Raw genomic sequence first — 24,370 nt, forward strand, 5'->3', positions numbered from 1 at the left:
TTGGGGAAGATGCGCACGACATAGGTGCGCCGGCGGATTTCCTCGTTGAGCCGCTCCAGCATGTTGGTGGATTTGAGATGCTTGTGGTGCTGTCTCGGCAGCCTGAAGAAGGTCAGGGTTTGTTCGATGGCATCCTCGGCCCAGCCTGTCAGGCGCGGATAGCGGGCCGACCATTTGGCAAGCCATGCGGCAAGATCAGCCNTCGAGCGCGTTCCTGAGGAAGTGCACGTAGCAGCGTTGCCAGGCGGCTTCGGGGATCACCTCGCCGGTCGCTGCCACCAGGCCGGCGTGATCGTCGGACACAACCAACTCGACGCCCTTGAGGCCGCGCGCGGGGGTCGCCGGCGACATGAAGAAACGAGACTCGCTGCGAACCCGGCTGCGCTATGGGTTTGACAAGAGCATGGCGGCCGGGCCGATCGCGCTGATCGGCTGGCTCGCCGTCGCTTCGCTGCTGATCATCATCGCCGCCGCGGCTTTCCTTGCGGTGACCCGCATCGCGCCGGAGGGCGGCGAACCGCTGAACTTCTTCGAAGCGTTCTGGGAATCGCTGATGCGCACGCTCGATTCCGGCACGATGGGCGGCGACACCGGCTGGGCCTTTCGTCTCGTCATGCTCTTTGTCACGCTCGCCGGCATCTTCGTCGTGTCGGCCCTCATCGGCGTGCTCAGCGCCGGCGTCGACAGCAAGCTCGATGAATTGCGCAAGGGCCGTTCGCGGGTGCTGGAGAGCGACCACACCATCATCCTCAACTGGTCGCCGTCGGTCTTCGACGTCATCTCCGAACTCGTCATTGCCAATGCCAGCCGCCGCCATCCGCGCATTGTCGTCATGGCCAATATGGACAAGGTGGCGATGGAGGACGAGATCGCCGCCAAAGTCGGCAGACTGGGCAATACGCGCATCATCTGCCGCAGCGGCGACCCGACCGACCTCTACGATCTGGCCATCGTCAACCCGCAGACCTAGCGCTCGATCATCGTGCTGTCGCCGGAGGGCGACGACCCGGATTCGCAGGTCATCAAGACAGTGCTCGCGCTGGCCAACGACCCGAACCGGCGCACGGCGGCCTACAACATCGCCGCCGAGATCCGCGACGGCAAGAACGCCGAGGTCGCCCGCGTCGTCGGCGGGGCCGAGGTGCAGCTTGTGCTGGCCGACCAGCTGATCTCGCGCATCGTCGTGCATTCGAGCCGGCAGTCGGGTCTCAGCGGCGTCTATTCGGAACTGCTCGATTTCGACGGCTGCGAAATCTACACGACCGAGCAGCCTGATCTCACCGGCAAGACCTTCGGCGAGGCGGTGATGGCGTATGAGCATTGCACGCTGATCGGGCTCTGCGACCAAACCGGGCGCGTCAATCTCAACCCGCCGTCGGATCTGGTGATCGGCAAGGACATGCGCGCCATCATCATTGCCGAGGACGATGCCGCTATCAAGCTGGGAGGCGCGGGGGCCAAGATCGATACCGCGGCAATCCTTCGCCATCAGCTTGTCGAGGCGAAGCCGGAGCGCACGCTGATCCTTGGCTGGAACCGGCGCGGTCCGATCATCACCTATGAACTGTCGCGCTACGTCGCGCCGGGTTCGATCCTGACCATCGCCGCCGATACGCCAGGCCTCGAGCAGGAAGTTGCCGGCCTGCCGGTCGTCGGCGACAATCTGTCGGTTTCCTGCCGCATCACCGACACGTCGAGCAGCACAGCACTGGCAAGCCTGGACGTGCCTTCCTACGACCACGTGCTCGTCCTTGGCTACAGCGAGACCATGGCAGCGCAGCCCGCCGATACGCGCACGCTGGTGACGCTGCTGCATCTGCGCAAAATCGCAGACGATGCCGGCACGCACATCTCGATCGTCAGCGAGATGATCGACGTGCGCAACCGCGATCTGGCGGCGGTGACTAAGGCCGATGATTTCGTCGTCAGCAACCGGCTGGTCAGCCTGATGCTGGCGCAGGCATCGGAGAACCAGCATCTCGCCGCGATCTTCGATGATCTGCTCGACGAGGAGGGCTCCGAAATCTACATGCGTCCGGTCGGCGACTATGTCGCCATCGACCATCCGGTGACGTTCTGGACGATCGCGGAATCGGCGCGTCTGCGCGGCGAGATCGCCATCGGGCATAGGCGCGTTCGCGCTGCGCAGAATGATGAGCGGGCTCTGGGCGGCGTCACCGTCAACCCGTTGAAGTCGCAAGCGCTGGCCTACCTGCCGGAGGACCGGGTCATCGTGCTGGCGCGGGACTAAACCCCGGCTGCCTTGGCGCGAGCCAGAAGCCGTTCGGCGAGCCTGAGATGCGGCCGGTCATACATCTTGCCGTCAATGCCGACCACGCCGGGATTTCCGGCCGCCTCGAAGGCCGCGACGATGGCCTGCGAGCGTTGCACTGCCTCCGCCGATGGCGTGAAGGCGGCGTTGATGACCGGCACTTGCGCCGGATGGATTGCCATCTTGCCGGTAAAGCCGTCACGCTCGGCCTCCGTGCATTCGGCTTCGAAGGCGGCCATGTCGCGAAAGGCAGGGAAGACCGTGTCGATCGCCGCGACTTCGGCTGCGCCGGCGGCGAGGATGGTCATGGTGCGGGCAAGGCGGAAGACATCGGTGTATCGACCGTTGTCGTCGCGCGCAGCCCGCGCACCGATCGCCGCGGACAGATCTTCGGCACCCCAGGTGAGGCCGGCAAGCCGGGCGCTTGCCCCGGCATAGGTCGCGGCGGCCAGCAACCCAGCAGCGGTCTCGGTAATGATCGGCAGGATCTTGATCGCGCCATCCGGCAATCCGTTTTCGGCCTCATGTACGCGGAGCTTTACGGATAGCTGCTGGACATCCTGGCCGCTGTTCGACTTCGGCAGCATGATGCCGTCGGGTTTGACCGGAACCAGGGCGGCCAGATCGTCGTCGGTCAACCCGGTCGAGAGATCGTTGACGCGGATATAGATGGCGGAGCTTGTCTGCTGCCGGTTGCCGCCGATAAAGCGTGCCGCGATGTCGCGTGCCGACGGCTTGTTTTGTGGCGCCACGGAATCCTCAAGGTCGACGATGACCACGTCGGCGCCGGCGCCAAAGCCTTTGTCCAGCTTCTTTTCGGAATCGCCGGGCACAAACAGCAGCGAGCGCATCAGGCCGCCTTTTTCATCATCATCGCCTGGCGCGTGCATTTGGCGACGAGCACATCGTTCTGATTGTAGGCGCGATGCTCGAACTCGACGATGCCGCGGTCCGGCTTGGATTTCGATTCCCTGACCGAGATCACAGTCGTTTCGACACGGATGGTGTCGCCATGGAAGACCGGGTGCGGAAACACCGTCTCCTTCATGCCGAGATTGGCAATTGTGGTGCCGACGGTGATGTCATTGACGGAAATGCCGATCATCAGGCCGAGCGTGAACAGCGAATTGACCAGCGGTCTGCCCCATTCGCTCTTGGCGGCGAAGTCGAAGTCGATGTGCAGCGGCTGCGGGTTCAGCGTCATCACCGAGAACAGCATGTTATCGCTTTCGGTGACGGTCTTGCGCAGCGTGTGCCGAAAGACATGTCCGACGACGAACTCTTCGAGATAAAGCCCGGGCATCGTTTTTCTCCTCCGCTGCCTGACGGTTGATAGGCGCTGCCCATGCCACCCGCAAGTTTTAAGTCTTTGTTTTGATGCATGTGGTTGCCTCGAAACCGGGGCCACTTTCGAGCGACATGCATTAACAAACATGGTGAACCGTTCGTAAACCATTTCTGCCTAGGGTCATTCCTGGGGCCGGAAGCTTTCCGGCAAGGGGCGTAGCAGGCAGTATGGTTGTCTCGCATTTTCTCAAATGGATCTACACCGCGAGAGTTTCGGAGCGCGCCGCGGCGGCAAGCGCGCTGGCCCGCGCCTACGTCAATTCCGACCTGCCTTTCGAAGACCGTTGCGCGGCCGAAGCGGCGCTGACGCTGCTGCTCGACGACGCCTCGTCGAAGGTGCGGCTGGCTATGGCCGAAGCGCTGTCGATGAGCCATCACGCGCCGCTGCAGATCATCAGCGCGCTTGCCTCCGATCAGCCGGAAGTGGCAGCCCTGGTGCTGGCGCGCTCCCCGCTGCTGACGGACGCCGACCTGATCGACCGCGTCGCGGCCGGGCACAAGGCGACGCAAAAACTGATCGCCGACCGGCCGGTCGTTTCGATGGCGGTTGCCGCGGCGATCGCCGAGATCGGCGAACCGGAAGCGTGTGCGGCGCTGCTCGCCAATGACGGCGCCGACATAGCCTCGCTCTCCTTCCGCCGCATCGCCGAGCGGCATGGCCATATCGCTCATTTGCGCGAGGCAATGGTCACGGATGTGCGGCTGCCGGCCGACTGCCGGCACATGCTACTGGTCAAGCTCGGCGAAACGCTGAAGGCTTCGCCGCTGGTGATGGCGCTGATGGGGGCGGCCAGAGCCGAGCGCGTCACGCGCGATGCTTGCGTCAAGGCTTCGGTGCGGCTGGTCGAAGGCACGCGCGCGGAGGAACATGCGGCACTTATCGAACATCTGCGCCTGCGCGGCGACCTGACCGCAAGTTTCATCATCCGTGCCATTGCCCACGGCAAGGTCGACTTTTTCGGCTCGGCCCTGGTTGCGCTCAGCCAGCAGTCGGAGCAGCGGGTGCGGGCCTTGCTCGCAGGCGGCCAGGACGTTGCGTTGCAGGCGCTGTTCCGCGGCGCCGGCCTTGCCGCTTCCACCCATGGCATCATCCTGCGCGCGCTCAAAATCTGGCGCGAAGTCGCCAACGGCAAGCGCCTCGCCGGCGTGCAGGAGGTCAGCTGGCTGATGCTGAAGGAGCTCGGCGGTCATGCCACCGAGGGCGATCTCGCCGGCCTGGTCAAGTCGATCCATCTCGACGCGCTGCGGGAAAACGCGCGCGGGCATGCGCTGGCGATAGCCGCGGCCTGACGCCCTAGCCACGGTCCCTGGTGAAGAAATCCGGGAAATCCTCGATCGCGGCGGCGATGATGCGCAGCGAGGCTGCGATCTGCAGCGTGTCGGCACTACCGCTGCGCTCTGAGAGGCCGGCTGCATATTGCCGGGCCACAGTGATGGTCGCCGTCTGGGGCTCGCCTGGTGCGCGAAAGAGCAGTTCACGCGCGAGGCCGCGCAGGAAATTGGCGATCGAGAGCGCGGTGTCGGTAGGAGTGGACGGCCTCTGCTGCGCGGCGCGCAGGCGCAGGATTTCGAGGCCGACGGTAACGGCGGCGACCCCGCCGCCCAGGATCGCATCGCCTTTCCTGCCGGCATTCTGCAAGAGCGGCATCAGCTGGTTGATGCGGTCATAGGCCAGGCTCTCGAAGGCCGAACGCCGCGGTACCCGCTCGTGCAGACACAGCCGCGCCAGATCCTCGCGCATGGCGCGCACGATGCGGTTGGCCGCGCGCCATGGATCGACCGGCAGCACCACGATGAAGACGCCGATGGCCAGCAGGATGCCGACCAGCACCGACGCCGAGCCGGCGAAGAACGGGCCTGGGGCATAGGTCATCGCCTGATGCGGGCTGAGGAAGGCGAGGAAATTGATTGCAAACGCCGTCGCCACGCCGACGGTGCGCGGATTGGCCATGCCCAGCGCCGTCGGTACCAGGATCGGCACGACAAACAGCGTGAACCAGCCGAAGCCGGGCAAAGCAGGCAGCGCGACCTGGCCGACAAGGAAGGCAAAGGGCAAAGCCAGCAGCGTTCCCTTGAAGAAGCCCCAGGACACCCGCACCGGGTCAGGCCGCGCGGCGAAAAGACTGGAGACGACGGCAACGAGGATGACGGTGCCGGCCGCGTCGGACCATTTCGTCGTCAGCCAGAAGGCGGCGACCGCCAACGTGGCAAGGCCGGCGCGTATGGCATTGCGCGAAGCCCCGGGATAATCGCGGTGCACCACCAGCGCAGGCAGCTGCCTGTTGCTCCGGCTGGGGCCCGTCACCGGTGCGCGCAGGGCGTCGAGGCCGCGCAGCACCTGCTTGAAGGCTTCGGCGAAATCGGCGGCGATGGTGAGGCGGGTTATGGTGCCGACCCTGTCGTCGCCCTGATCGGTCGAGGCGTCGGGCATTTGCCGGGCCTTGCCGGCAATCGCGTCGAGCCGCGTCACCCAGGGCGACGTGTCGTCCAGCGCCTCGGGCGTCGCTGCCAGCTCGCTGACCATCGACTGCAGTTCGGAGCGTACCGGAATGAGCGCTGCGTTTTTCGGCGCGGCATGCGAATGCAGCGCGCGCGCCGCCGACAGCGCCGAGAGAAGCTGACCGATGGTTAGCCGGACCGGATGGGCGCGGGTGGCGAAGCTCGGTGCTTCGAGCCGGGCATAGGCGCGCATCTCGGCCAGCATCTGGGCGTCGGTGATCAGCTTGCGGTGCAGGCCGGCCAGCGTCGCCGGGTCGCCACCGGAAAAAGCGCCGCCTGCATAGGTTGCAAGGTCGAGGATGCTGCGCTTCAGCCTGGAGATGATGGCGTCAGCGGCCAGCTTGGGCAGGATCAGCCGGCTGGTCAGGCCGGCGCAGACGATGCCGAGCACGATCTCGGCGCAGCGCGCGACAGCGAGATCGACGACCACGTGCGGCTGGCCGAAAGCCGGCAGCCCAATGATCATCGCGGTATAGCCGGCAAGTGCGGCGCCATAGGCTTCCGGATTGCGCAGCAGCGACGAAACCAGCGTGCACAGCCCAATCCAGACGGATAGCGCCGTGACCAGCAGCCAGGGATTGGTGCCGAAAACCGAGGTGATGCCGATCGCCGCAAGTCCACCGGCCAGCGTGCCGAGCAGCCGGTAAAAACCTTTCGCCAGCACCATGCCGGCGACCGGCTGGGCGACGATGAAGACCGTCATCATCGCCCATTGCGGGTGGTCGAGTTTTAGCGCGTAAGCAGCGAGAAGCGCGATCAGACCGGCCGAAACCGTGCGCAGGGCGAAAATCCAATCCGAGCGCGTCGGCTGCGTCAGGCCCGCCAAACTGGTTTCGAAGTAGCTCTTCAGCCGCGCCCGGATCACAAGCTGGTCTCCGTATCGGAAGCGCAGGCTAGAGCAGTTCCAGGAAAAGTGTGAAACGGTTTTCCGCCCGGAACTGCGTCAAAACGAAGAGTTGGCCGGCGCTCAGATATCCAGCACTTCCGTCGCGGCGAATTCGGCGCGTTCCTGGATGAAGCGGAAGCGGGCTTCCGGCTTGGTGCCCATCAGCGCGTCGACAGCATCCTTGGTCGCCGCCACGGCGTCGATGACATCGACCCTGAGCAGCGTGCGCTTCCTCGGGTCCATGGTGGTTTCCTTGAGCTGCGCGGCCATCATCTCGCCCAGGCCCTTGAAGCGGCCGATCTCGACCTTGGCGCGGCCGGTGAATTCGGTGCGCAACAGCTCGTCCTTGTGCGCATCGTCCCTGGCATAGGCAACCTTGCCGCCTTGCCGGATCGAATAGAGCGGCGGCACCGCCAGATAGAGATGGCCGCCATTCACCAGGTTCGGCATTTCCTGGTAGAAGAAGGTGATCAGCAGCGAGGCTATGTGAGCGCCGTCGACGTCGGCGTCGGTCATGATGATCACGCGGTCGTAGCGCAAATCCTCGTCGCGGTATTTCGAGCGCGTGCCGCAGCCGAGCGCCTGAATCAGGTCCGAAATCTGCTGGTTGGCGGCGAGCTTGTCGTTGCCGGCGCTGGCGACGTTGAGGATTTTTCCGCGCAGCGGCAGCACCGCCTGGCTGGCGCGGTCGCGCGCCTGCTTGGCCGAGCCGCCGGCCGAGTCGCCTTCGACGATGAACAGTTCGGCGCCCGCGGCGGCGTTCTGCGTGCAGTCGGCGAGCTTGCCGGGAAGGCGCAGCTTGCGCACCGCGCTCTTGCGCGACACCTCCTTTTCCTGGCGCCGGCGCACCCGCTCGTCGGCGCGCGCAATCACCCATTCCAGCAGCTTGGAGGCTTCCTGCGGATTGTCGGCCAGCCAGTGGTCGAAGGGATCGCGGATGGCGGTCTCGACAATGCGAATGGCTTCGATCGTTGCCAGCCTGTCCTTGGTCTGGCCGACGAATTCCGGCTCGCGAATAAACACCGACAGCATGCCTGCCGCCGAGATCATCACGTCTTCGGAGGTGACGATCGAGGCGCGCTTGTTGCCGACCAGGTCGGCATAGGCCCGAAGCCCGCGCGTCAGCACATTGCGAAAGCCGGCCTCATGCGTGCCGCCTTCGCCGGTCGGGATTGTGTTGCAGTAGGAGTTGACGAAGCCGTCACCGCCGAACCAGGTCACCGCCCATTCCAGCGAACCGTGGCCGCCCTGCTTCTCGCTCTTGCCGGCGAAGATTTCGCGGGTCACCTGGAAATCATCGCCGAGCGATGCCTTGAGATAGTCCTTCAAGCCGCCGGGGAAATGGAACTCCGCCTTGGCCGGCGTCTGGTCCTTTTCCTTGATCAGCGATGGGTCGCAGCTCCAGCGGATCTCGACGCCGCCGAACAGATAGGCTTTCGAGCGGGTCATGCGATAGAGCCGCGCCGGCTCGAAGGCGGCGCCCTTGCCGAAAATCTGCTCGTCGGGATGGAAGCGGATTTTGGTGCCGCGCCGGTTGTGCACTTCGCCGAGCTGCTCCAGCCCGCTCACCGGAACGCCGCGCGAGAACCTTTGGCGGTAAAGCTGGCGACCGCGCGCGACCTCGACTTCGAGATGGTCCGACAGCGCATTGACGACCGAGACGCCGACACCGTGCAGACCGCCGGAGGTCTCATAGACCTTGCTATCGAACTTGCCGCCCGAATGCAGCGTCGTCATGATGACTTCGAGCGCCGGTTTCTTGAATTTCGGATGCGGATCGACCGGAATGCCGCGGCCATTGTCGGTGACGGTCAGAAATCCGTCGGCCGACAGCTCGACATCGATGAAGGTGGCATGGCCGGCGACCGCCTCGTCCATCGAATTATCGATGACCTCGGCAAACAGATGGTGCATCGCCTTGTCGTCGGTGCCGCCAATATACATGCCGGGACGGCGCCGCACCGGCTCCAGCCCCTCCAGCACCTCGATGTCGGCGGCGCTATAGCCCTCGCTGCCGTCCTTGGTCGCGGCAGGACGCTTCGTGGCCTGCACCAGCGGGTCGGCCGGGCGCGAAGGTGTCCGAGCCGGTTGGGGCTGCTTTTCCAGATTGCCGAAAAGATCGTTGTTGTCGTCCATGCCTACCATAGAATCCGTGCCGCGAATCACCCGTCGATACTGCCACGCTTTTCGGCGCCAAGCGACGGAAGTTCCTGTTACGTTCGGGGATTAAACCCTTCTTATCCTAAAACCTTTCGATAACCAAGCCGGCGGAAATAGGTCCGTGCGGAGCGGCCGCGATTCCTGAATCTTTAACAAAGCGGCCTAGCGTCGCTCCAACAAAACAAAAGACCACGAATGTCAGGGGTTGGTTGTGAGGGGCAAGGCCATAACGATGATTGGCATCGCTGCCGTCTTCGGCGCGATTTCAATCTTTGCCGCGGATTTCTGGGTGAAAAGCCAGGCCAAGGCCGATGCCGAAGAGAAAACGGCGTCGATCCCGGCGCCCGCCGTCCCCAAGGTCGTCTTCAAGACCATAGTGGTGGCCAACGCGCCGCTGCGTTACGGCATGGAGCTTGACCGGGCGCAGCTCAGCGAAATCCCATGGTCCGAGGATTCGGTGCCGCAGGGCGCGTTCACCACAGTCAATGCATTGCTCGCCGAAGGCAGCCGCGTGGTATTGTCGCCGATCGAGGTCAACGAGCCGGTGCTGATCAGCAAATTGTCGGGGCCGAACGGCCGCGCGACGCTATCAAACATGATGACGCCCGGCATGCGGGCGGTGACAATCCGCACCGACGAGATCGCCGGTGTCGGCGGCTTCGTCATGCCGGGCGACCGGGTCGACGTGGTGCTGACACGCGATGCGGGCGAAATCCAGGAAGTGGCCAAGAACGCGCAGGGCGCTGCCGGATCGACCGTTACCTCCGAGATCGTCGTCTCCGACGCCAAGGTGCTGACCGTGGGGCAGGGCGCCGACGAGCGCCAGACCACACCGCAGATCGCCAATTCCGTCACCATCGAGGTGACGACCGAAGGCGCGCAGAAAGTGGCGCTTGCCCGCACCGTCGGCACCTTGTCGCTGTCGCTCCGCTCGGCCGCAGACGGAGGGGCCGCCAAGGACGGCGTCACCACCATCTCGTCCTTCGGCGGATCGGTCGCCTCCGGCGTCCAGGCCGCTGCCGGCGCGCTGTTCACTGCCGCGACCAAGGAGCCTGAGAAGCCGAAATTCAAGACGATCATCGTGACGCGCGGCACGCAGGTCGAAGAATACCAGGTTCCTGCGCGGGACCAGCAATAACTGCCGGTGGGGACCGGGCGAGGGACGGGACAGATGTCGGGACTTCATGCATTTCGAACTACGAAAGGGCTGCGCCCAATGCGGGCGCTTGCGGTGGGGGCTTGCCTGGCCGCGGCCGCAATGCTCGGCCTCAGCGCGCCAGCCAAGGCCGACAACGATATAGTCCATGTCTCGTCGACAACGAATGCGTCGATCAAGGTGGCCAAGGGCAAGCCGAAGACGGTCATGACCAATGCCGCCTTCTACCAGATCGTCATCGGGGATCCGGAGATCGCCAACGTCAATCCGCTGACCGACAAATCCTTCTNATGCCGCCTTCTACCAGATCGTCATCGGGGATCCGGAGATCGCCAACGTCAATCCGCTGACCGACAAATCCTTCTATGTGCTGGGCAACAATCTCGGCACCACCGGCATCGCGCTGTTCGACGAGAACAAGCAGTTGGTCGGCACCGTCGACATCGAGGTGACGCTGGACACCGACCAGCTGGCCAGCACCATTCGCGCCAGCGTGCCGGACGCCAAGATCAAGGTCGGCTCGGCCAATGGCCGCGTCGTGCTGTCGGGCGAGGCCGATGACGCGGTCGCCGCCGAGAAGGCAAGCAAGATCGCCAGCCGCTTCTCCGGCAATGAAGAAGTGATCAATTCGGTCAACATCTCGTCCTCGCAGCAGGTTCAGCTCAACGTCCGCTTCGTCGAGATCAATCGCCAGGCCGGACAGGATCTCGGCGCCAAATACAGCGCCAATTTCGCTTACGGCATTGGCGGGCGCGACGTCACCCTCGATCCTGGCACGGTGCCGGGAGCCGGCAATGGCGAGATCATCGGCCGGCTGCTGTCCAACGGCCTGTCGATCGACGTCGCCATCAAGGCGCTGGAGGAACGTGGTCTCGCCAGGCGGCTGGCCGAGCCGAACCTGATCGCCCGCTCGGGCCAGACGGCAAGCTTCCTCGCCGGCGGCGAGTTCCCGATCCCGGTCTCCGAGGACAATGGCAAGATTTCCGTCAGCTACAAGAAATACGGCGTCAGCCTCGACTTCACGCCGACGGTTCTCAAGGACGGGCTGGTGAGCCTCGACATCGCGCCGGAAGTGTCCTCGATCGACGCTTCGGCCTCCTACAATATCGGCAATATCTCGGTCCCGGGCTTTATCGTGCGCCGCGCCAAAACATCCGTCGACCTGAAGAATGGCCAGAGCTTCATGATCGCCGGCCTGCTGCAGTCACAGAACGACATTACCACATCGCGTCTACCCGGCCTCGGCAAGCTGCCGGTGCTCGGCTCGCTGTTCTCCTCCAAATCCTATCAGCGGCGCGAGACCGATCTGGTGATCATCGTCACCCCCTATCTGGTCAAGCCGGTCGATCCGTCGAAGAAGCTGCTCGAGCCGACCGACGGCACGCAGCCGGCCAGCAATGTCGACTATTTCCTCAACAACACCGAGGAAGTGAAATCGTCCGAAGCCAATCGTGCAGTGGCAATGGCCAGCGGCAGTACGCCACAGCCGGCCGCGGTCACCACCGTCGGGCATTTCCTCGACCTGCCGAAGGATTGAAGCCATGCGCGTGGAATCATGCATCGCCCTGCTGATCGCCGGCCTCGCCGGCGGCTGCACCAGCGACGACTATGTCCGCTCCGAGGGACCGACGATTGCCGCCGGCAACGCACAGGCCGCCAATACGGCCATGCAGATGGTCGATCCCTGGAAATACGGCGTCCAGAACACCAGGCTGCTGGTGCCGGCGCAGCGCAGTGAGGCGGCAGTCAACGCCGCCGACCAGGCTGCTGCTGCCAAGGCCGTGCAACCGACAGCGACAACCGATTGATTTGCCCCGGTGATTTGACCGGGAATGACCTGACAGGCTGACAAAATGGCAAGCGGCATCAAGACCAAGAAGATCCTGCTGGTGTCCAGCGACCGGACCTTTGCGCAGGATACGCGCACCGCGTTCGCGGCCTCGGAGGTGATCCAGCTTTCGACCGTCGAGAAGAACATTACCGAACTGCGCGGCGAGGTCCAGGAAGCCGATTTCGGCGCGCTCATCGTCGACATGGATGCGGCAAAGCTGGAAGAGATCGAGTCGCTGCAGCGCATCATGCGCCGGCTTGAAGGCCGCGTTCCGGTGGTCGTCGTCACCCAGGAATTCAACGCAGCCGCAGTGCGTATCCTGGTGCAGCTCCAGGTCGCCGATTTCCTGGTCAAGCCGATCACCACCGCCGATCTGGTGCGGTCGGTCGTGCGCGCGCTGCAAGGGCCGGGGCGCGAAGAAAACACCGAGTCGCAGATCTATACCTTCATGCCGGCCGCCGGCGGCGTCGGCACCACGACGCTGGCGCTGCAGACCGCTTTCCAGCTGCATCATTCGGTGACGCGCGGCGCGTCGACCTGCGTGGTCGACCTCAACTTCCAGCAAGGCGCCTGCGCCGAATATCTCGACCTCGAGCCGCGCTTCGACATCACCGAAATCGAGAACCAGCCCGAGCGCCTCGACCGTCAGCTGCTGGACGTGATGCTGTCCAAGCATGCGAGCGGGCTCTGCGTGCTGGCGGCGCCAACGCATCCGTCGGAAATGCGCTCGTTCAAGACCGATGTCGTGGTGCGCATGCTCGATCTCGTTTCGGCCTATTTCGACAACGTCGTCATCGACATGCCGCGCACCTGGTTTCCGTGGACGGAAACGGTGCTGCTCGGCTCCAACAAGCTTTACATCGTCGCCGAAATGACGGTGCCGTGCCTGCGCCATACGCAGCGGCTGATCCAGGCGGTCTACGAGACGGCAGGCAAGGAAGTGAAGCCGAACGTGATCGTCAACCGTTTCGAGCAGAAGATGTTCGACAACGGCATAAAGCAGGCGGATGTCCAGGAAATCCTCGGCGAGCATTTCGTCGGCGGCATCTCCAACAATTACCGGCTTGTGCGTGAAGCGGTCGACCGCGGCGTGCCGCTGCATGAGATCGACCCGAACGCCAATGTCGTCAACGATCTGAAGAGGATCATCCTGCCGGAAGAAGCCGTGGTGACGCCGGAGAAATCGCGCTCGCTGTTCGGCATCGGCAGGGGCCTCCTGAAGAGGAAAGCCGGATGACCAGCCGCTTCTCGACCCTGCAGAACCGTGACGTCCGCGCGCTGAAGCCGGCCGAGGCGGCGCCGGTCGCGCATCACGCCGTGGTCATCCCGACGAACCGCAAGGCCTTGCCGCCGAAGCCGGAGACAACACCGGGAAAAAGCGCCAACAAGGTGCTCGATGCCCGCGTGCGCATCCACCGGCTGCTGCTCGAGGAAATCAACCTGGTCGCGCTGGAGCGCCTGCCCAAGGATGAGATGCGCCGGCAGGTGCAGGAGTTCGTGTCGGAAAAGACCCGCCAGGAGCGTATGGCGATCAACACCGTCGAACTTGAAGCGCTGGTCGATGACATCGTCGATGAGATGGTCGGCCTCGGCCCGCTGGAACCGCTGCTCAAGGACCCCGACATCAACGACATCCTGATCAACGGCCACCAGAACTGCTTCGTCGAAAAACGGGGCAAGCTGCAGCAGGTCCATATCCCGTTCAAGGACGAGGCGCACCTGTTGCGCATCGTCAACAAGATCGTCGCCGCCGTCGGCCGCCGGGTCGACGAATCGCAGCCGATGGTCGATGCCCGCATGCTCGACGGCTCGCGCTTCAACGCCGCCATTCGCCCGGTCGCCGTCGACGGGCCGCTGGTGTCGATCCGCAAGTTTTCAAAGAACAAGCTCGGCCTGCACAAGCTGGTCGAGTTCGGCGCCATCACCCAGAACATGGCCGAGGTGCTGGCGGCTGCAGTCCACGCCCGCAAAACGACCATCATCTCGGGCGGTACCGGCACCGGCAAGACGACAATGCTCAACGCATTGTCAGCCTTTATTCCGGAAGACGAACGGTTGATCACCATCGAGGACGCGGCCGAACTGCAGCTGCAGCAGCCGCATGTCGCGCGCATGGAAACGCGCCCCGCCAACATCGAAGGTCATGGCGAGCTGAAGCAGCGCGACCTGGTCAAGAACGCGCTGCGCATGCGCCCTGACCGCGTCATCCTCGGCGAGTGCCGCGGCGAGGAGGCCTTCGACATGCTGCAGGCGATGAACACCGGCCATGAAGGCTCGATGGCGACCATCCACGCCAACACGCCGCGCGACGCCATTTCGCGCCTCGAGCAGATGCTGGGCATGACCGGCATGCCGATGACGGTGCAGTCGATCCGCAGCCAGATCGCCAGCGCGCTCGACCTTATCGTCCAGCTGACGCGACTGTCGGACGGCAAGCGCAAGGTGACCAGCGTCGCCGAGGTGACCGGCATGGAAGGCGACGTCATCCAGATGCAGGAGATATTCCGCTTCGTGCGCACCGGCATGGAAGCCGACGGCAAGATCCTCGGTCACTACGAGGCGACCGGCATTCGCCCGCGTTTCCTCGAGGACCTGCGCAATATGGGCATTGAATTCCCCGGCAAATATTTCGAACCCGGCCGGCCGCAGGAGTAGCCGGGTGTTCGAGAATTTCAGCCCGATCTATGTCGTCTATGCCGCGGCAGCGCTGACCGGCATCATGATCGCCGAAGGCTGCTATCTGCTCTATGCCGGCCGCAGCGACAAGCGCCTGGCTATCAACCGGCGCATGAAGCTGCAGGAAAACAAGATCAGCCAGGAACAGGTGCTGATCCAGCTGCGCAAGGAACGCGGCCTCGATTCCGGCACGTCATTCTTCTCGCCCGACCGTTTTCGCGCGCTGCGCACGCAGTCTGGCATGGTGATGCCCTTGCCGAAATTCCTGACGATGACGACGGGCGTGGCGCTGGCGATGATGCTCGTCGCGCTCTGGTACGGCCTGCCGCTGTTGCTCGCCATTTTGCTGTTTGTGGTGCTGACAGCGCTGCTGCCGGTAATTGTGCTGCGTTCCAAGCGTGCCCGGCGGGTGAAGCGTTTCGGCGTGCAGTTGCCGGAGGCGCTGGAATTGATCACGCGCGGCTTGAAGGCCGGGCATCCGGTTCCGGTGGCGATCTCCATGGTGTCGCGCGAGATGCCCGATCCGATCGGCACCGAATTCGGCGTTATCTCCGACGAGGTGACTTATGGTTCCGACCTGGTTTCGGCGTTGAATTCACTGTTTGATCGCGTCGGCCAGGAGGATCTGCCGCTGTTCGTCACCGCGGTTTCCATCCAGACGAGTTCGGGCGGCAATCTGCGCGAGATCCTCGACGGGCTGTCGACGACGATCCGCGAACGCGGCAAGCTGCGCCGCAAGGTGCGCGCCATTTCGACCGAGGGTCGTATGTCGGCCTATATCCTGACGGCGGTGCCGGCGCTGCTGTTCGCCGCCATCATGGTGATGATGCCGCAATTTTATCAAAGCGTCTGGGATGTGCCGAAGACCTGGTATCTGCTGGGCGGTTCGGTGACATGGCTGATGCTGGGCAACATCATCATGTTCAAGATGTCGAACTTCCGGTTCTGAGATGGAGCAGGTGATCCAGTTTCTTGCCTCGCTGGCGCCGACGTCGCTGATGCCGGTAGCCGCGATGCTGCTGGCATTGGGCGGCAGCGCGGTGGCATGGCCGCTGGTGGTGGCCAAAGGCGACCGCAACGATCTCAAGCGCCGGCTCAAGATCGACGACAGCAAGACTCCCCAACAGGCCGAGGTGGCGCCGAAGAAGAACCAGAGCGTCGTGCGCGAGAAGGCGGTGAAGCGGGCGCAGGAATTCTACGCCAAGAGCGATCCGGAAAATGTCGCCCGGCTGCGTATGAAGCTGATCCAGGCGGGCTATATGGAGCCGCGCGCGGTCGGCACATTCTTCCTGATCCGCTTCGCCTGCCTGGTGGGCGCAGCGATCGGCGCGTTCCTGGTCAACCATTGGATGGGCAGCGTCGATTCCACCGCGACCAGCCGCTGGACCTTCATCATCCTGTCGGGAGCCGCCGGCTATTTCGTGCCCGGCCTGGTGCTCAGCCAGAAGGTGCGGGAAAAGATGCGCGAATACCGCAACGGCTTTCCCGACTTCATGGATTTGATGATCGTCTGCTCCGATGCCGGCATGAGCATGGAGGCCGGCATCGAGCGCGTCTCGAAGGAACTGGCCAAGACCTATCCGTCGCTGAGCCAGAACCTGCAGCTGGTGTCGCTGGAACTCAGGGCCGGCCGCAGCCTCGACGATGCATTGAAGGCGCTCGCCGACCGCCTCAGCCTGGACGAGGTGCGCTCCTTCGCCACGCTCTTGCAGCAGTCGAAGGAACTCGGCACCAGCCTCGCCGGGGCGCTGCGCGTGTTCTCCGACGAAATGCGCCACAAGCGCATGTCGTTGGCCGAGGAGAAGGCACATGCCTTGCCGGCCAAGATGTCGGTGCCGGTGGTGGTGTGCATCCTGCCGGTGGTGCTGATGATCGCCGTCATCCCGATCATCGTCAAAATGACGGCGGTTCAGTAGATACCAAGGCAGTAGATACCAAGGCAGTAGATACCAAGTGGCCGCCCGGCGGCTTTCTGCGGTTACTCACTTCAACTACGCTTCGCCTGGATGTCATATCCGGCCGGTTTGGCCGCTCTCCTTCGGCAAAATCCGCAAAAAGCAAAATGAGTGAGCCGTCCATGCGAATAGTCTTGTGCACCGCCTTCCTCGGCCTCGCCGCGGCCAGTCTGTCGCCGGCCTCGGCCGCGGCCGACGATTGCGGCGACGCTGCCGCTCTGGTGCAGCAGGCATATCCCAAGGCCCAAAAGAGTGCCGATGGCGCCTCCTTCACGCTCGAACCTCATACCAGCATCGCCCAGACGCTTTGGGATGGCGATACGCCATTCGGCGTGGTCTGCAAGATCTGGCCCGCCCATGACGACCTGTTGTTGGTCGCCGTGCCGCTGATCGACAGCTCCCAATCCAGCGACGACGGGCATGTCGGCGATGTCGAGCTTCTGGTCGTCGACAGGAAGACCCGGCAGGTGCGCCAGCGCCTGCTCCAACCCGGGCTGATGACCGATGATGCCGTCGGCATCCGCGGGATCGACTTCGATACCGGGCGCTACAGATTGGCGCCCGATGTCGGCGCCTTCGGCCTGCGCATCGACATGGCAAACCATTCGCAGCCGAATCCTTTCAGTGAAACCGACCTGCGGCTCTATGCCCTTGACGGCGGTGCTCTGCGCCTGGTGCTCGACGGCATCATCGTGGCCGGCTTTGGCGGCGAAGGCGACACCAATTGCGCAGGATCCTTTCAATCCAACCGGGTCAGCCTGGCGATGAGCCCGGCGAGACATCACGGCTATCACGACATCACAGTGTTCGAGCGGTTGGACACCGACAATCCGTCTGTCGACAAGAATGGCGAGTGCCAGTCCCATCCCGGCAGGTCCATGAAACGAACCTACCGGCTGCGCTACGACGGCAGGCGCTATCAGTTTCCGGCGGGGCTCAAGGCGCTGGAGCCGGAATAGGCTTCGGTTGGTTAATGGCTTCTGTGCCCGAAACCAAATTTTAGGCGCGTTTCCGCACTGAAGTTTAATCGCCCTGTTGTAGTCTGCTTCCTCAGAGAACGACCCGGTAAATCGGGCGATTGGGGCCAGGGGCATGCGTCACAGAAGTTTCACGGCAATGGCCGCGCTAGCGGCGGTCTTGATGGTCGGCGGCTGCACGACCGACAACGTCGACAAAACCAAGACCACATCGATCCAACCGGTGGCAAAAGACGTCAGCACCTCCGACCTTGCGCAAGGCAAGGCGCAGTTCCGCGAGGCCAATTACGGCCTTGCCGAACAGCATTTCCGCAAGGCTGTGGAACTGAAGGCCGACAGTGCCGAGGGATGGATGGGGCTTGCCGCCTCCTATGACGAACTCGGCCGCTTCGACTTCGCCGACCGCGCCTACGACCAGCTTTTGAAAGTTGCCGGGCGCAAGCCGCAGATTGTCAACAATATGGGCTATTCGCAGCTGCTGCGCGGCAACAAGAAGAAGGCGAGAGCGCTGCTCATGGAAGCAAGGGCCGGCATGGCCGACCCGAGCGTGGTGAACGCCAATCTGGCGCTGCTCAACAAGGGCTGAGACTAGGGACACTCGCGTGCCGAGCTTCGCGGGACGGCAGTCGACGCTTTGTAAACCCTGTCGGCAGGTTGCTTTGAAAACCGGCCGAAAACGGTATCTCCGGCCGGTTGCATGCCTATGATGCGCCACAAATCGAAGATCCCAAAGGTTGCCGCTCATCCATGCTGGATTTCAGTTCGCTATTGCTGGCGGCTGCGCTGTCGGGCACATGCCTGAGCGTCACCATGTTTGTGATCTGGTTCACGGCGCCGCGTGCACGCTTCGTGCTGACGGTTGCGTGCGGCATTCTCGTCCTTGTCGCCCACGTCATCGTCTTCTGGCGCTACACGAGGGAGCCCAGTCCGTTGCTTTGTCAGGCAGCGTTGGCGCTGCTCAGCCTCGGTTTCCTGGCGCTTTCACTTTCGGCCATGCAATATCTCGGTGTGCGCAATTACAGCCGCGCTGTCCTGCCGGCCATGTTCGCGATCGCTGTCTGCGCCGGCGTGACCTATCTCGGTTTCGATGGTGTCGGCTTCATCCTCACCTATGCGACGGTAACAGTGCTGCTCGCCTCGATCGGGGTGATGTTCTGGATCAAGGGCAGTCAGGATCGCGGCATTCTGCTGGTCGTTTCGGCGCTAAGCGGCGTCTGCGGCGTATCCTTCGGGCTCTGCGGCGCCGTGCTTCTGGTCAAGGGCCAGTGGGTGCTCGGCGTCGCACCCGACAATTGGGCCGAGCGGTTGAATTCGGTCGTGGCAGTCGCCTGCATGACGGCGCTCGGCGCGCTGACGCTCTCGCTGCATCATCTGCAGGCACAGATCGAACTGAAGGCCGAGACCTTGACCGACCCGTTGACCGGTCTCATGAACCGGCGGGCTTTGAACTCGCTTTATGGCGAGCGCGTCTTCGGCCCGTTCATGTCGGTCGCCATGTTCGACCTCGACCACTTCAAGCGGACCAACGACATCTATGGCCATCCCGTCGGCGACCGGGTGCTTTGCCGTTTCGCCGCAGTCATCAAGAAGTATGACAGGGTTGGCGTCGACGCCTTCCGGCTGGGCGGCGAGGAGTTCGCGTTGGTCATGTCTCGGATGACCGAAGACAAGGCCTACGATCTCGCCAGCAGGATCGGCGTCGCCTTCGGCACGGAAGTGGTGCCGACGCCGCGCGGGCCGTTGCGCAGCAGCGTCAGCGGCGGCATTGGCTTTGGCAAGGAAGACGGCAGCAGCCTGGATGAAGTGCTGGCCGAGGCCGACCGGGCGCTCTACGCGGCCAAGAACGACGGGCGAAATCGCGTGCTTGTCCTCAACGGCAAGGCCGATGGGCCGGCCTTGCGTTCAGCCTGACAGGCCAGAGTGTTATTCGGCGGCGCCGAGATATTCCGACAACGGCGGGCAGGAGCAGACGAGGTTGCGGTCGCCGGCGACATTGTCGATGCGCGAGACCGGCGGCCAGTATTTGGCCGCTGTATCGACATCGCCGGCGGGGTAGGCCGCTTCCAGCCGCGAATAGGGGTGAGTCCACTGGCCGGCAAGGGTTTCGGCCGCCGTGTGCGGGGCATTGACCAGCGGGTTGTCCTCGAGCGGCCATTCACCCTTCGCCACTTTCGCTGCCTCGCCGGCGATGGCAATCATCGCCTCGCAGAACCGGTCGAGTTCGCGCTTGGGCTCGGACTCTGTGGGCTCGACCATCAGCGTGCCGGCGACAGGGAACGACATGGTCGGCGCGTGAAAGCCGTAGTCGATCAGCCGCTTGGCGATATCATCGACGCTGATGCCGGCGCTCTCCTTGAGGACGCGCGTGTCGAGGATGCATTCATGCGCGATGCGATCGTGCCTGCCCTTGTAGAGAAGCGGGAAGTGCGGCGCGAGCCGCGTCGCCACATAGTTGGCCGAGATGATCGCCGTCTCCGTCGCCTGCTTCAGGCCGGCGGCGCCCATCATGCGGATGTACATCCAGGTGATGGGCAGGATGGAAGCGCTGCCGAACGGTGCGGCCGACACGGCATGCGCCGAGCCTTCGGTGACATGACCAGGCAGATAGGGTTTCAGATGCGCCCTGACGCCAATTGGACCGACGCCCGGACCGCCGCCGCCATGCGGGATGCAGAAGGTCTTGTGCAGGTTCATGTGGCAGACATCGGCGCCGATATCGGCGGGCCGCGCCAAAGCAACCAGGGCGTTAAGGTTGGCGCCGTCGAAATAGACCTGGCCGCCATGCTCGTGAATGAGAGCGCACAGGTGGCGCGCGCCTTCTTCGTAGACGCCGTGCGTCGAGGGATAGGTGAACATCAGGGCTGCGAGATTCTTCGAATGCTCGTTGGCCTTGGCCCGCATATCGTCCATGTCGATATTGCCGTCCTCCAGGCAACGCACGACGACGACGCTCATGCCGGCCATCGCCGCACTCGCGGGATTGGTGCCATGCGCGGACTGGGGGATCAGGCAGATGGTGCGATGGCCTTCGCCACGCGAACGGTGATAGGCGCGGATGGCGAGCAGGCCGGCATATTCGCCCTGGCTGCCGGCATTGGGCTGCAGGCTGACGGCGTCGAAGCCGGTGATCTCCGCCAGCCAGCCTTCCAGCTCGCCGACCATGGCGCGATAGCCGGCCGAATGGCTGGCCGGCGCGAAGGGATGGAGGTTGGCGACAACAGGCCAGCTGACCGGCATCATTTCGGCCGCCGCGTTGAGCTTCATGGTGCAGGAGCCCAACGGGATCATGGTGCGGTCGAGCGCCAAATCCTTGTCGGCTAGCCTGCGCAGCAGGCGCATCATGTCGGTCTCGGAGTGGTTTTCGCGGAAAACCGGCTGGGTCAGAAACTCCTTGCCGCGCGGCTTGCCGGGCATCGCGCCGGCCTCAGTAGCGCCGGACTTGGCGCCGAACAGGGCGGCGATAGCCTCGACGTCCGCCTCGGTCGAGGTTTCGTCGAAGGCGATGCTGATGCGGTCGGCATCGATGACGCGCAGCAGCCGGCCACCTTTTTCAGCGGCAGCGGCGATCGAAGCTGCCTTGCCCTTCACTTCGGCCGTCACCGTGTCGAAACGGCTTGAGCCGAGCACGGAAACACCAGCGGTTTTCAGGCCTGCTGCGAGGCCGTTGGCGAGCTCATGAATTCGGGCTGCGATCGCCTGCAAACCAGTAGGCCCGTGCCAGATCGCGTATGCGGTCGCCATGTTGGCAAGCAGCGCCTGCGCGGTGCAGATGTTGGAGGTCGCCTTGTCGCGGCGGATATGCTGTTCGCGCGTCTGCAGGGCGAGGCGATAGCCGGGACGGCCCTTGCTGTCGATCGACTGGCCGACGAGGCGGCCGGGCATCAGCCGGGTCAGCTTGTCGGAGACGGCGCAATAGGCGGCGTGCGGGCCGCCAAAGCCCATCGGCACGCCAAAGCGCTGCATCGGGCCGACGGCGATGTCGGCGCCAAGCCTGGCCGGCGCTTCGGTCAGCGTGAGCGCAAGCGGATCGGCGATGAAGACGACCACGGCGCCGGTGGCGCGAGCCTTCTCGATCGCCGCCTTGTGGTCGCCATAGACGCCAAACGTGTCCGGCCAGGAGACCAGCAGGGCGGCGGTGTTGTCGTCGATGGTCTCGCCATCGATCTCGATGCCGAGCGGCTCGGCGCGGGTGCGCACGACGTCCAGCGTCTGCGGATGCGGCGTGCCGGCCAGCGCTACCTTGGTGCGCTTGTCGCGATGATGGCGCAGCGCGATGCCGACCGCTTCGGCCACCGCCGTCGCTTCGTCGAGCAGGGAGGCCGAAGCCACCGGCAGGCCGGTCAATTCGGTGACCAGGGTCTGGAAGTTGAACAGCATTTCCAGGCGGCCCTGGCTGATCTCGGCCTGGTAGGGCGTATAGGCGGTGTACCAGGCCGGGTTCTCGAACAGGTTGCGCTGGATGACCGGCGGCACGTGGACGCCGTGATAGCCGGCGCCGATGAAGCTCTTCAGCACCGTGTTTTTTGCCATGATCGCCGACAATTCGGCCAGCGCTTCGGCTTCGCTCGCCGGCGCGGGAAGGGTCAGCGGCAGATCGAGGCGGATCGACTGCGGCACAGCCTGGCTGATCAGCGTCTCGACGGAGGGAACGCCGATCACGGCAAGCATGGCTCTGACATCGTTTACATCAGGACCGATGTGGCGGGCCGAGAAGGGGGTAAGTGCTGCGCTCATGGCAATAGGTCCTGATATCAACCGATATGGGCTTTGTAGGCAGCCTCATCCATGAGGCCTGCGAGCTGGCCTTCGTCGGCGAGCTTCATCTTCCACAGCCAGCCGTCGCCGGTCGCCGCGGAGTTGACCAGCGACGGGTCCGAGGACAGCGCGCCGTTGGCGTCGGTGATCTCGCCGTCAGCCGGCGCATAGACGTCGGAGGCCGCCTTGACGGATTCGACGACCACGGCGGTATCGCCCTTGCTGAGCTTCGTGCCGATTTGAGGCAGTTCGACGAAGACGAGATCGCCAAGCTGTTCCTGCGCATAGTCGGTTATCCCGACGGTGGCGATGCCTCCCTCGACGCTCAGCCATTCGTGATCTTGTGTGAAATAGGTTTTTGCCATCGGAATTATCCTTTGCGGTAGCGATGAGGAGTGAAGGGCAAGGAACTGATATCGACCGGGATTTTCGTCCCGCGAACATCGGCGAAGAGTTTCGTGCCCGGGTTGGCCAGGGGCGTTGTGGCGTAGCCCATGGCGACGGGATGGCCGGCCGAGGGGCCGAAGCCGCCTGATGTCACGTGGCCGGCCGGATTGCCGTCGGCATCGAACAAAGCAGCGCCGGCGCGCACCGGCTGGCGGCCGTCCGGCTTCAGGCCGACGCGCTTTTGCGACGACCCGCGCTCCAGGATGGACCGCAGCGCATCGGCGCCGATGAAGGATCCGCCGGCGCGGAGATCTTTGGGGATCGCCCACATCAGGCCGGCACTCGCCGGATCGATCTCCGGGGTGATGTCCTGGCCGTGCAGGCACAGGCCGGCCTCCAACCGCAGCGAGTCGCGGGCAGCAAGGCCGATCCACAACACACGCTCGTCCTCGATCAGTTTCGTGGCCAGAGCGCGCGCATCCGCCTCCGGCAGGCCGATCTCGAAGCCGTCCTCGCCGGTGTAGCCGGAGCGGCTCATGAACCAGTTTTGCTTCGGCTCGATGCCATGCATGAACAAGAGCGAGCCGGTCTCGATGCCGGCGCGGGACAAGGCAGCCCAGGCTTCGGGCCCCTGGATCGCCAGGAAGACGCGATCGAGCGCATCGACCTTCACGTCGAAATCGGTCGCCAGCGCACGCAAATGCTTCTCGTCCTCGACCGCATTCCCGGCGTTGGCGACCACCATGAAGCGCTCGGCGCCGAGCCGGGTGACGATCAGATCGTCGATGATCCCGGCGGCCTCGTTGAGGAAGAAGGTATATTTGGACTGTGAAATCTCAAGCGCGCCGGCATCGAGCGGACTGGCGCGGTTGAGCAGTGCCGCAGCGCCCGGTCCGCTGATCTCGAACAGCTTCATATGCGAAATGTCGAACAGGCCGGCATGTTCGCGGGTGTGAAGGTGCTCCTTCATCACGCCGGCCGGATAGGTCAGCGGCATCGACCAGCCCGCAAAGGCGCCAAAGCGTGCGCCGGCGGCGGTGTGCAGATCTTCGAGAGGAAGGTGTTTGGTGTCGTCGCCCGTCATGTCATCTCCAGAGTCGCACGCAATCGGCCGCTGCTGGCGACCAGTCCGTGCCCCTCTGTCTGAAGCCTGAGAGACTCGCGCAACCGGAACTCTGTCGGCGACGCTTACACCTTCGGCGCGGGGGCAAGCCCCGACTTTCCAGAGTGTCTTTCCCGTCTACGGTTCTTTTGCCTGAGAGATTTCGGGCGATTTCCCCTTCGGCGGCAGCTCGCGCTGCTCTCTCCCGCAAACAGGTAGGACTCAAAACTTAAGCCCTCGACGCGCCATCCATAGCTTGTCGGCGACACCTTGTCACCTGCCAGCGACACGTAAAGCGCGTCGTCTTTACAGTCTTCGCTAACCACGCCGTTTGCCGGTTTTTCAAGACAATGGCGATATTCTGGGC

The 24,370-nt window shown here is 63.9% G+C and carries 19 protein-coding genes, 2 pseudogenes and 1 riboswitch; of the genes and pseudogenes, 13 read left to right on the forward strand and 8 right to left on the reverse strand.

All coding sequences use genetic code 11. The features are described 5' to 3' along the window. Nucleotides 1-330, reverse strand: a pseudogene (locus X750_RS1000000166055) (transposase); the annotation flags it as partial. 19 nt (nt 331-349) lie between these two features. Here X750_RS1000000166055 and X750_RS1000000167160 point away from each other — a divergent pair. Next, nucleotides 350-970 carry a hypothetical protein gene (locus X750_RS1000000167160; RefSeq protein ID WP_245261150.1) on the forward strand — a complete coding sequence of 207 codons (621 nt, stop codon included), beginning with the start codon at nt 350-352 and terminating at the stop codon, nt 968-970. 12 nt (nt 971-982) lie between these two features. Then, nucleotides 983-2,251, forward strand: coding sequence for a hypothetical protein (locus tag X750_RS01000000163350; protein WP_245271909.1), 1,269 nt, complete (start codon nt 983-985; stop codon nt 2,249-2,251). Here X750_RS01000000163350 and X750_RS139505 read toward each other — a convergent pair. Both X750_RS139505 and X750_RS139500 read right to left on the reverse strand, forming a co-directional pair. Continuing rightward, nucleotides 2,248-3,123 carry a CoA ester lyase gene (locus X750_RS139505; RefSeq protein WP_023704527.1) on the reverse strand — a complete coding sequence of 292 codons (876 nt, stop codon included), beginning with the start codon at nt 3,121-3,123 and terminating at the stop codon, nt 2,248-2,250. The two genes, X750_RS01000000163350 and X750_RS139505, sit on opposite strands and share 4 nt — an antisense overlap. Next, a complete protein-coding gene (locus tag X750_RS139500) occupies nt 3,123-3,575 on the reverse strand; it encodes a MaoC family dehydratase (RefSeq protein WP_023704528.1) in 453 nt (150 codons plus the stop codon). The genes X750_RS139505 and X750_RS139500 overlap by 1 nt, the downstream gene beginning before the upstream one ends. Before the next feature lie 212 nt (nt 3,576-3,787). Between X750_RS139500 and X750_RS139495 the strand changes: the two genes are divergently transcribed. Further along, nucleotides 3,788-4,909 carry a DUF2336 domain-containing protein gene (locus X750_RS139495; RefSeq protein ID WP_023704529.1) on the forward strand — a complete coding sequence of 374 codons (1,122 nt, stop codon included), beginning with the start codon at nt 3,788-3,790 and terminating at the stop codon, nt 4,907-4,909. Nucleotides 4,910-4,913: 4 nt separating this feature from the next. Here X750_RS139495 and X750_RS139490 read toward each other — a convergent pair whose 3' ends face one another. Together X750_RS139490 and parE are read right to left on the reverse strand one after the other, a co-directional pair. After that, nucleotides 4,914-6,983, reverse strand: coding sequence for an FUSC family protein (locus tag X750_RS139490; protein ID WP_023708461.1), 2,070 nt, complete (start codon nt 6,981-6,983; stop codon nt 4,914-4,916). A gap of 102 nt (nt 6,984-7,085) precedes the next feature. After that, on the reverse strand, nt 7,086-9,140 hold the full coding sequence (gene parE / locus X750_RS139485; RefSeq protein WP_023691142.1) for a DNA topoisomerase IV subunit B: 2,055 nt from the start codon (nt 9,138-9,140) through the stop codon (nt 7,086-7,088). A 256-nt stretch (nt 9,141-9,396) separates the two neighbouring features. Here parE and cpaB point away from each other — a divergent pair, with 256 nt between their 5' ends. The 10 genes and pseudogenes from cpaB (at nt 9,397) to X750_RS139440 (ending at nt 19,670) form a co-directional block, all read left to right on the forward strand. Beyond that, on the forward strand, nt 9,397-10,302 hold the full coding sequence (cpaB, locus tag X750_RS139480) for a Flp pilus assembly protein CpaB (RefSeq protein WP_023688289.1): 906 nt from the start codon (nt 9,397-9,399) through the stop codon (nt 10,300-10,302). A gap of 78 nt (nt 10,303-10,380) precedes the next feature. Next, a pseudogene (locus tag X750_RS01000000163355) lies at nt 10,381-11,857 on the forward strand (type II and III secretion system protein family protein). Nucleotides 11,858-11,861: 4 nt separating this feature from the next. Then, a complete protein-coding gene (locus tag X750_RS139475) occupies nt 11,862-12,128 on the forward strand; it encodes a hypothetical protein (RefSeq protein ID WP_023667602.1) in 267 nt (88 codons plus the stop codon). 45 nt (nt 12,129-12,173) lie between these two features. Next, nucleotides 12,174-13,388, forward strand: a complete 1,215-nt coding sequence (locus tag X750_RS139470; protein WP_023667601.1) for a response regulator — start codon at nt 12,174-12,176, stop codon at nt 13,386-13,388. Continuing rightward, nucleotides 13,385-14,806: a CpaF family protein gene (locus X750_RS139465; protein ID WP_023667600.1), complete on the forward strand. Its 1,422-nt coding sequence runs from the start codon at nt 13,385-13,387 to the stop codon at nt 14,804-14,806. The genes X750_RS139470 and X750_RS139465 overlap by 4 nt, the downstream gene beginning before the upstream one ends. Nucleotides 14,807-14,810: 4 nt before the next feature. Then, nucleotides 14,811-15,776 (forward strand): type II secretion system F family protein, encoded by a 966-nt coding sequence (locus X750_RS139460; protein ID WP_023688292.1) that lies wholly within the window; start codon nt 14,811-14,813, stop codon nt 15,774-15,776. 1 nt (nt 15,777) lies between these two features. Next, the gene (locus X750_RS139455) at nt 15,778-16,743 is read left to right on the forward strand and encodes a type II secretion system F family protein (RefSeq protein WP_023688293.1); all 966 of its coding nucleotides are present in this window, start codon (nt 15,778-15,780) and stop codon (nt 16,741-16,743) included. Then, nucleotides 16,674-17,741, forward strand: a complete 1,068-nt coding sequence (locus X750_RS139450; RefSeq protein ID WP_245260876.1) for a hypothetical protein — start codon at nt 16,674-16,676, stop codon at nt 17,739-17,741. The genes X750_RS139455 and X750_RS139450 overlap by 70 nt, the downstream gene beginning before the upstream one ends. A gap of 157 nt (nt 17,742-17,898) precedes the next feature. Then, nucleotides 17,899-18,345: a hypothetical protein gene (locus X750_RS139445; protein WP_245271910.1), complete on the forward strand. Its 447-nt coding sequence runs from the start codon at nt 17,899-17,901 to the stop codon at nt 18,343-18,345. A gap of 161 nt (nt 18,346-18,506) precedes the next feature. Continuing rightward, nucleotides 18,507-19,670 carry a GGDEF domain-containing protein gene (locus X750_RS139440; protein WP_023748525.1) on the forward strand — a complete coding sequence of 388 codons (1,164 nt, stop codon included), beginning with the start codon at nt 18,507-18,509 and terminating at the stop codon, nt 19,668-19,670. A 12-nt stretch (nt 19,671-19,682) separates the two neighbouring features. Here X750_RS139440 and gcvP read toward each other — a convergent pair whose 3' ends face one another. Genes gcvP through gcvT form a run of 3 tightly spaced genes read right to left on the reverse strand, consistent with a single transcriptional unit; the run spans nt 19,683 to nt 23,985 of the window. Continuing rightward, on the reverse strand, nt 19,683-22,493 hold the full coding sequence (gcvP, locus tag X750_RS139435) for an aminomethyl-transferring glycine dehydrogenase (RefSeq protein WP_023748526.1): 2,811 nt from the start codon (nt 22,491-22,493) through the stop codon (nt 19,683-19,685). Nucleotides 22,494-22,510: 17 nt separating this feature from the next. Next, nucleotides 22,511-22,879: a glycine cleavage system protein GcvH gene (gene gcvH / locus X750_RS139430; protein WP_023667594.1), complete on the reverse strand. Its 369-nt coding sequence runs from the start codon at nt 22,877-22,879 to the stop codon at nt 22,511-22,513. A gap of 5 nt (nt 22,880-22,884) precedes the next feature. After that, nucleotides 22,885-23,985 (reverse strand): glycine cleavage system aminomethyltransferase GcvT, encoded by a 1,101-nt coding sequence (gene gcvT / locus X750_RS139425; RefSeq protein ID WP_023748527.1) that lies wholly within the window; start codon nt 23,983-23,985, stop codon nt 22,885-22,887. 149 nt (nt 23,986-24,134) lie between these two features. Beyond that, nucleotides 24,135-24,221: riboswitch (glycine riboswitch) on the reverse strand. Nucleotides 24,222-24,370: the final 149 nt, after the last annotated feature.

Origin of the sequence: Mesorhizobium sp. LNJC391B00, from assembly GCF_000502535.1 — a bacterium.
Taxonomy (GTDB): domain Bacteria; phylum Pseudomonadota; class Alphaproteobacteria; order Rhizobiales; family Rhizobiaceae; genus Mesorhizobium.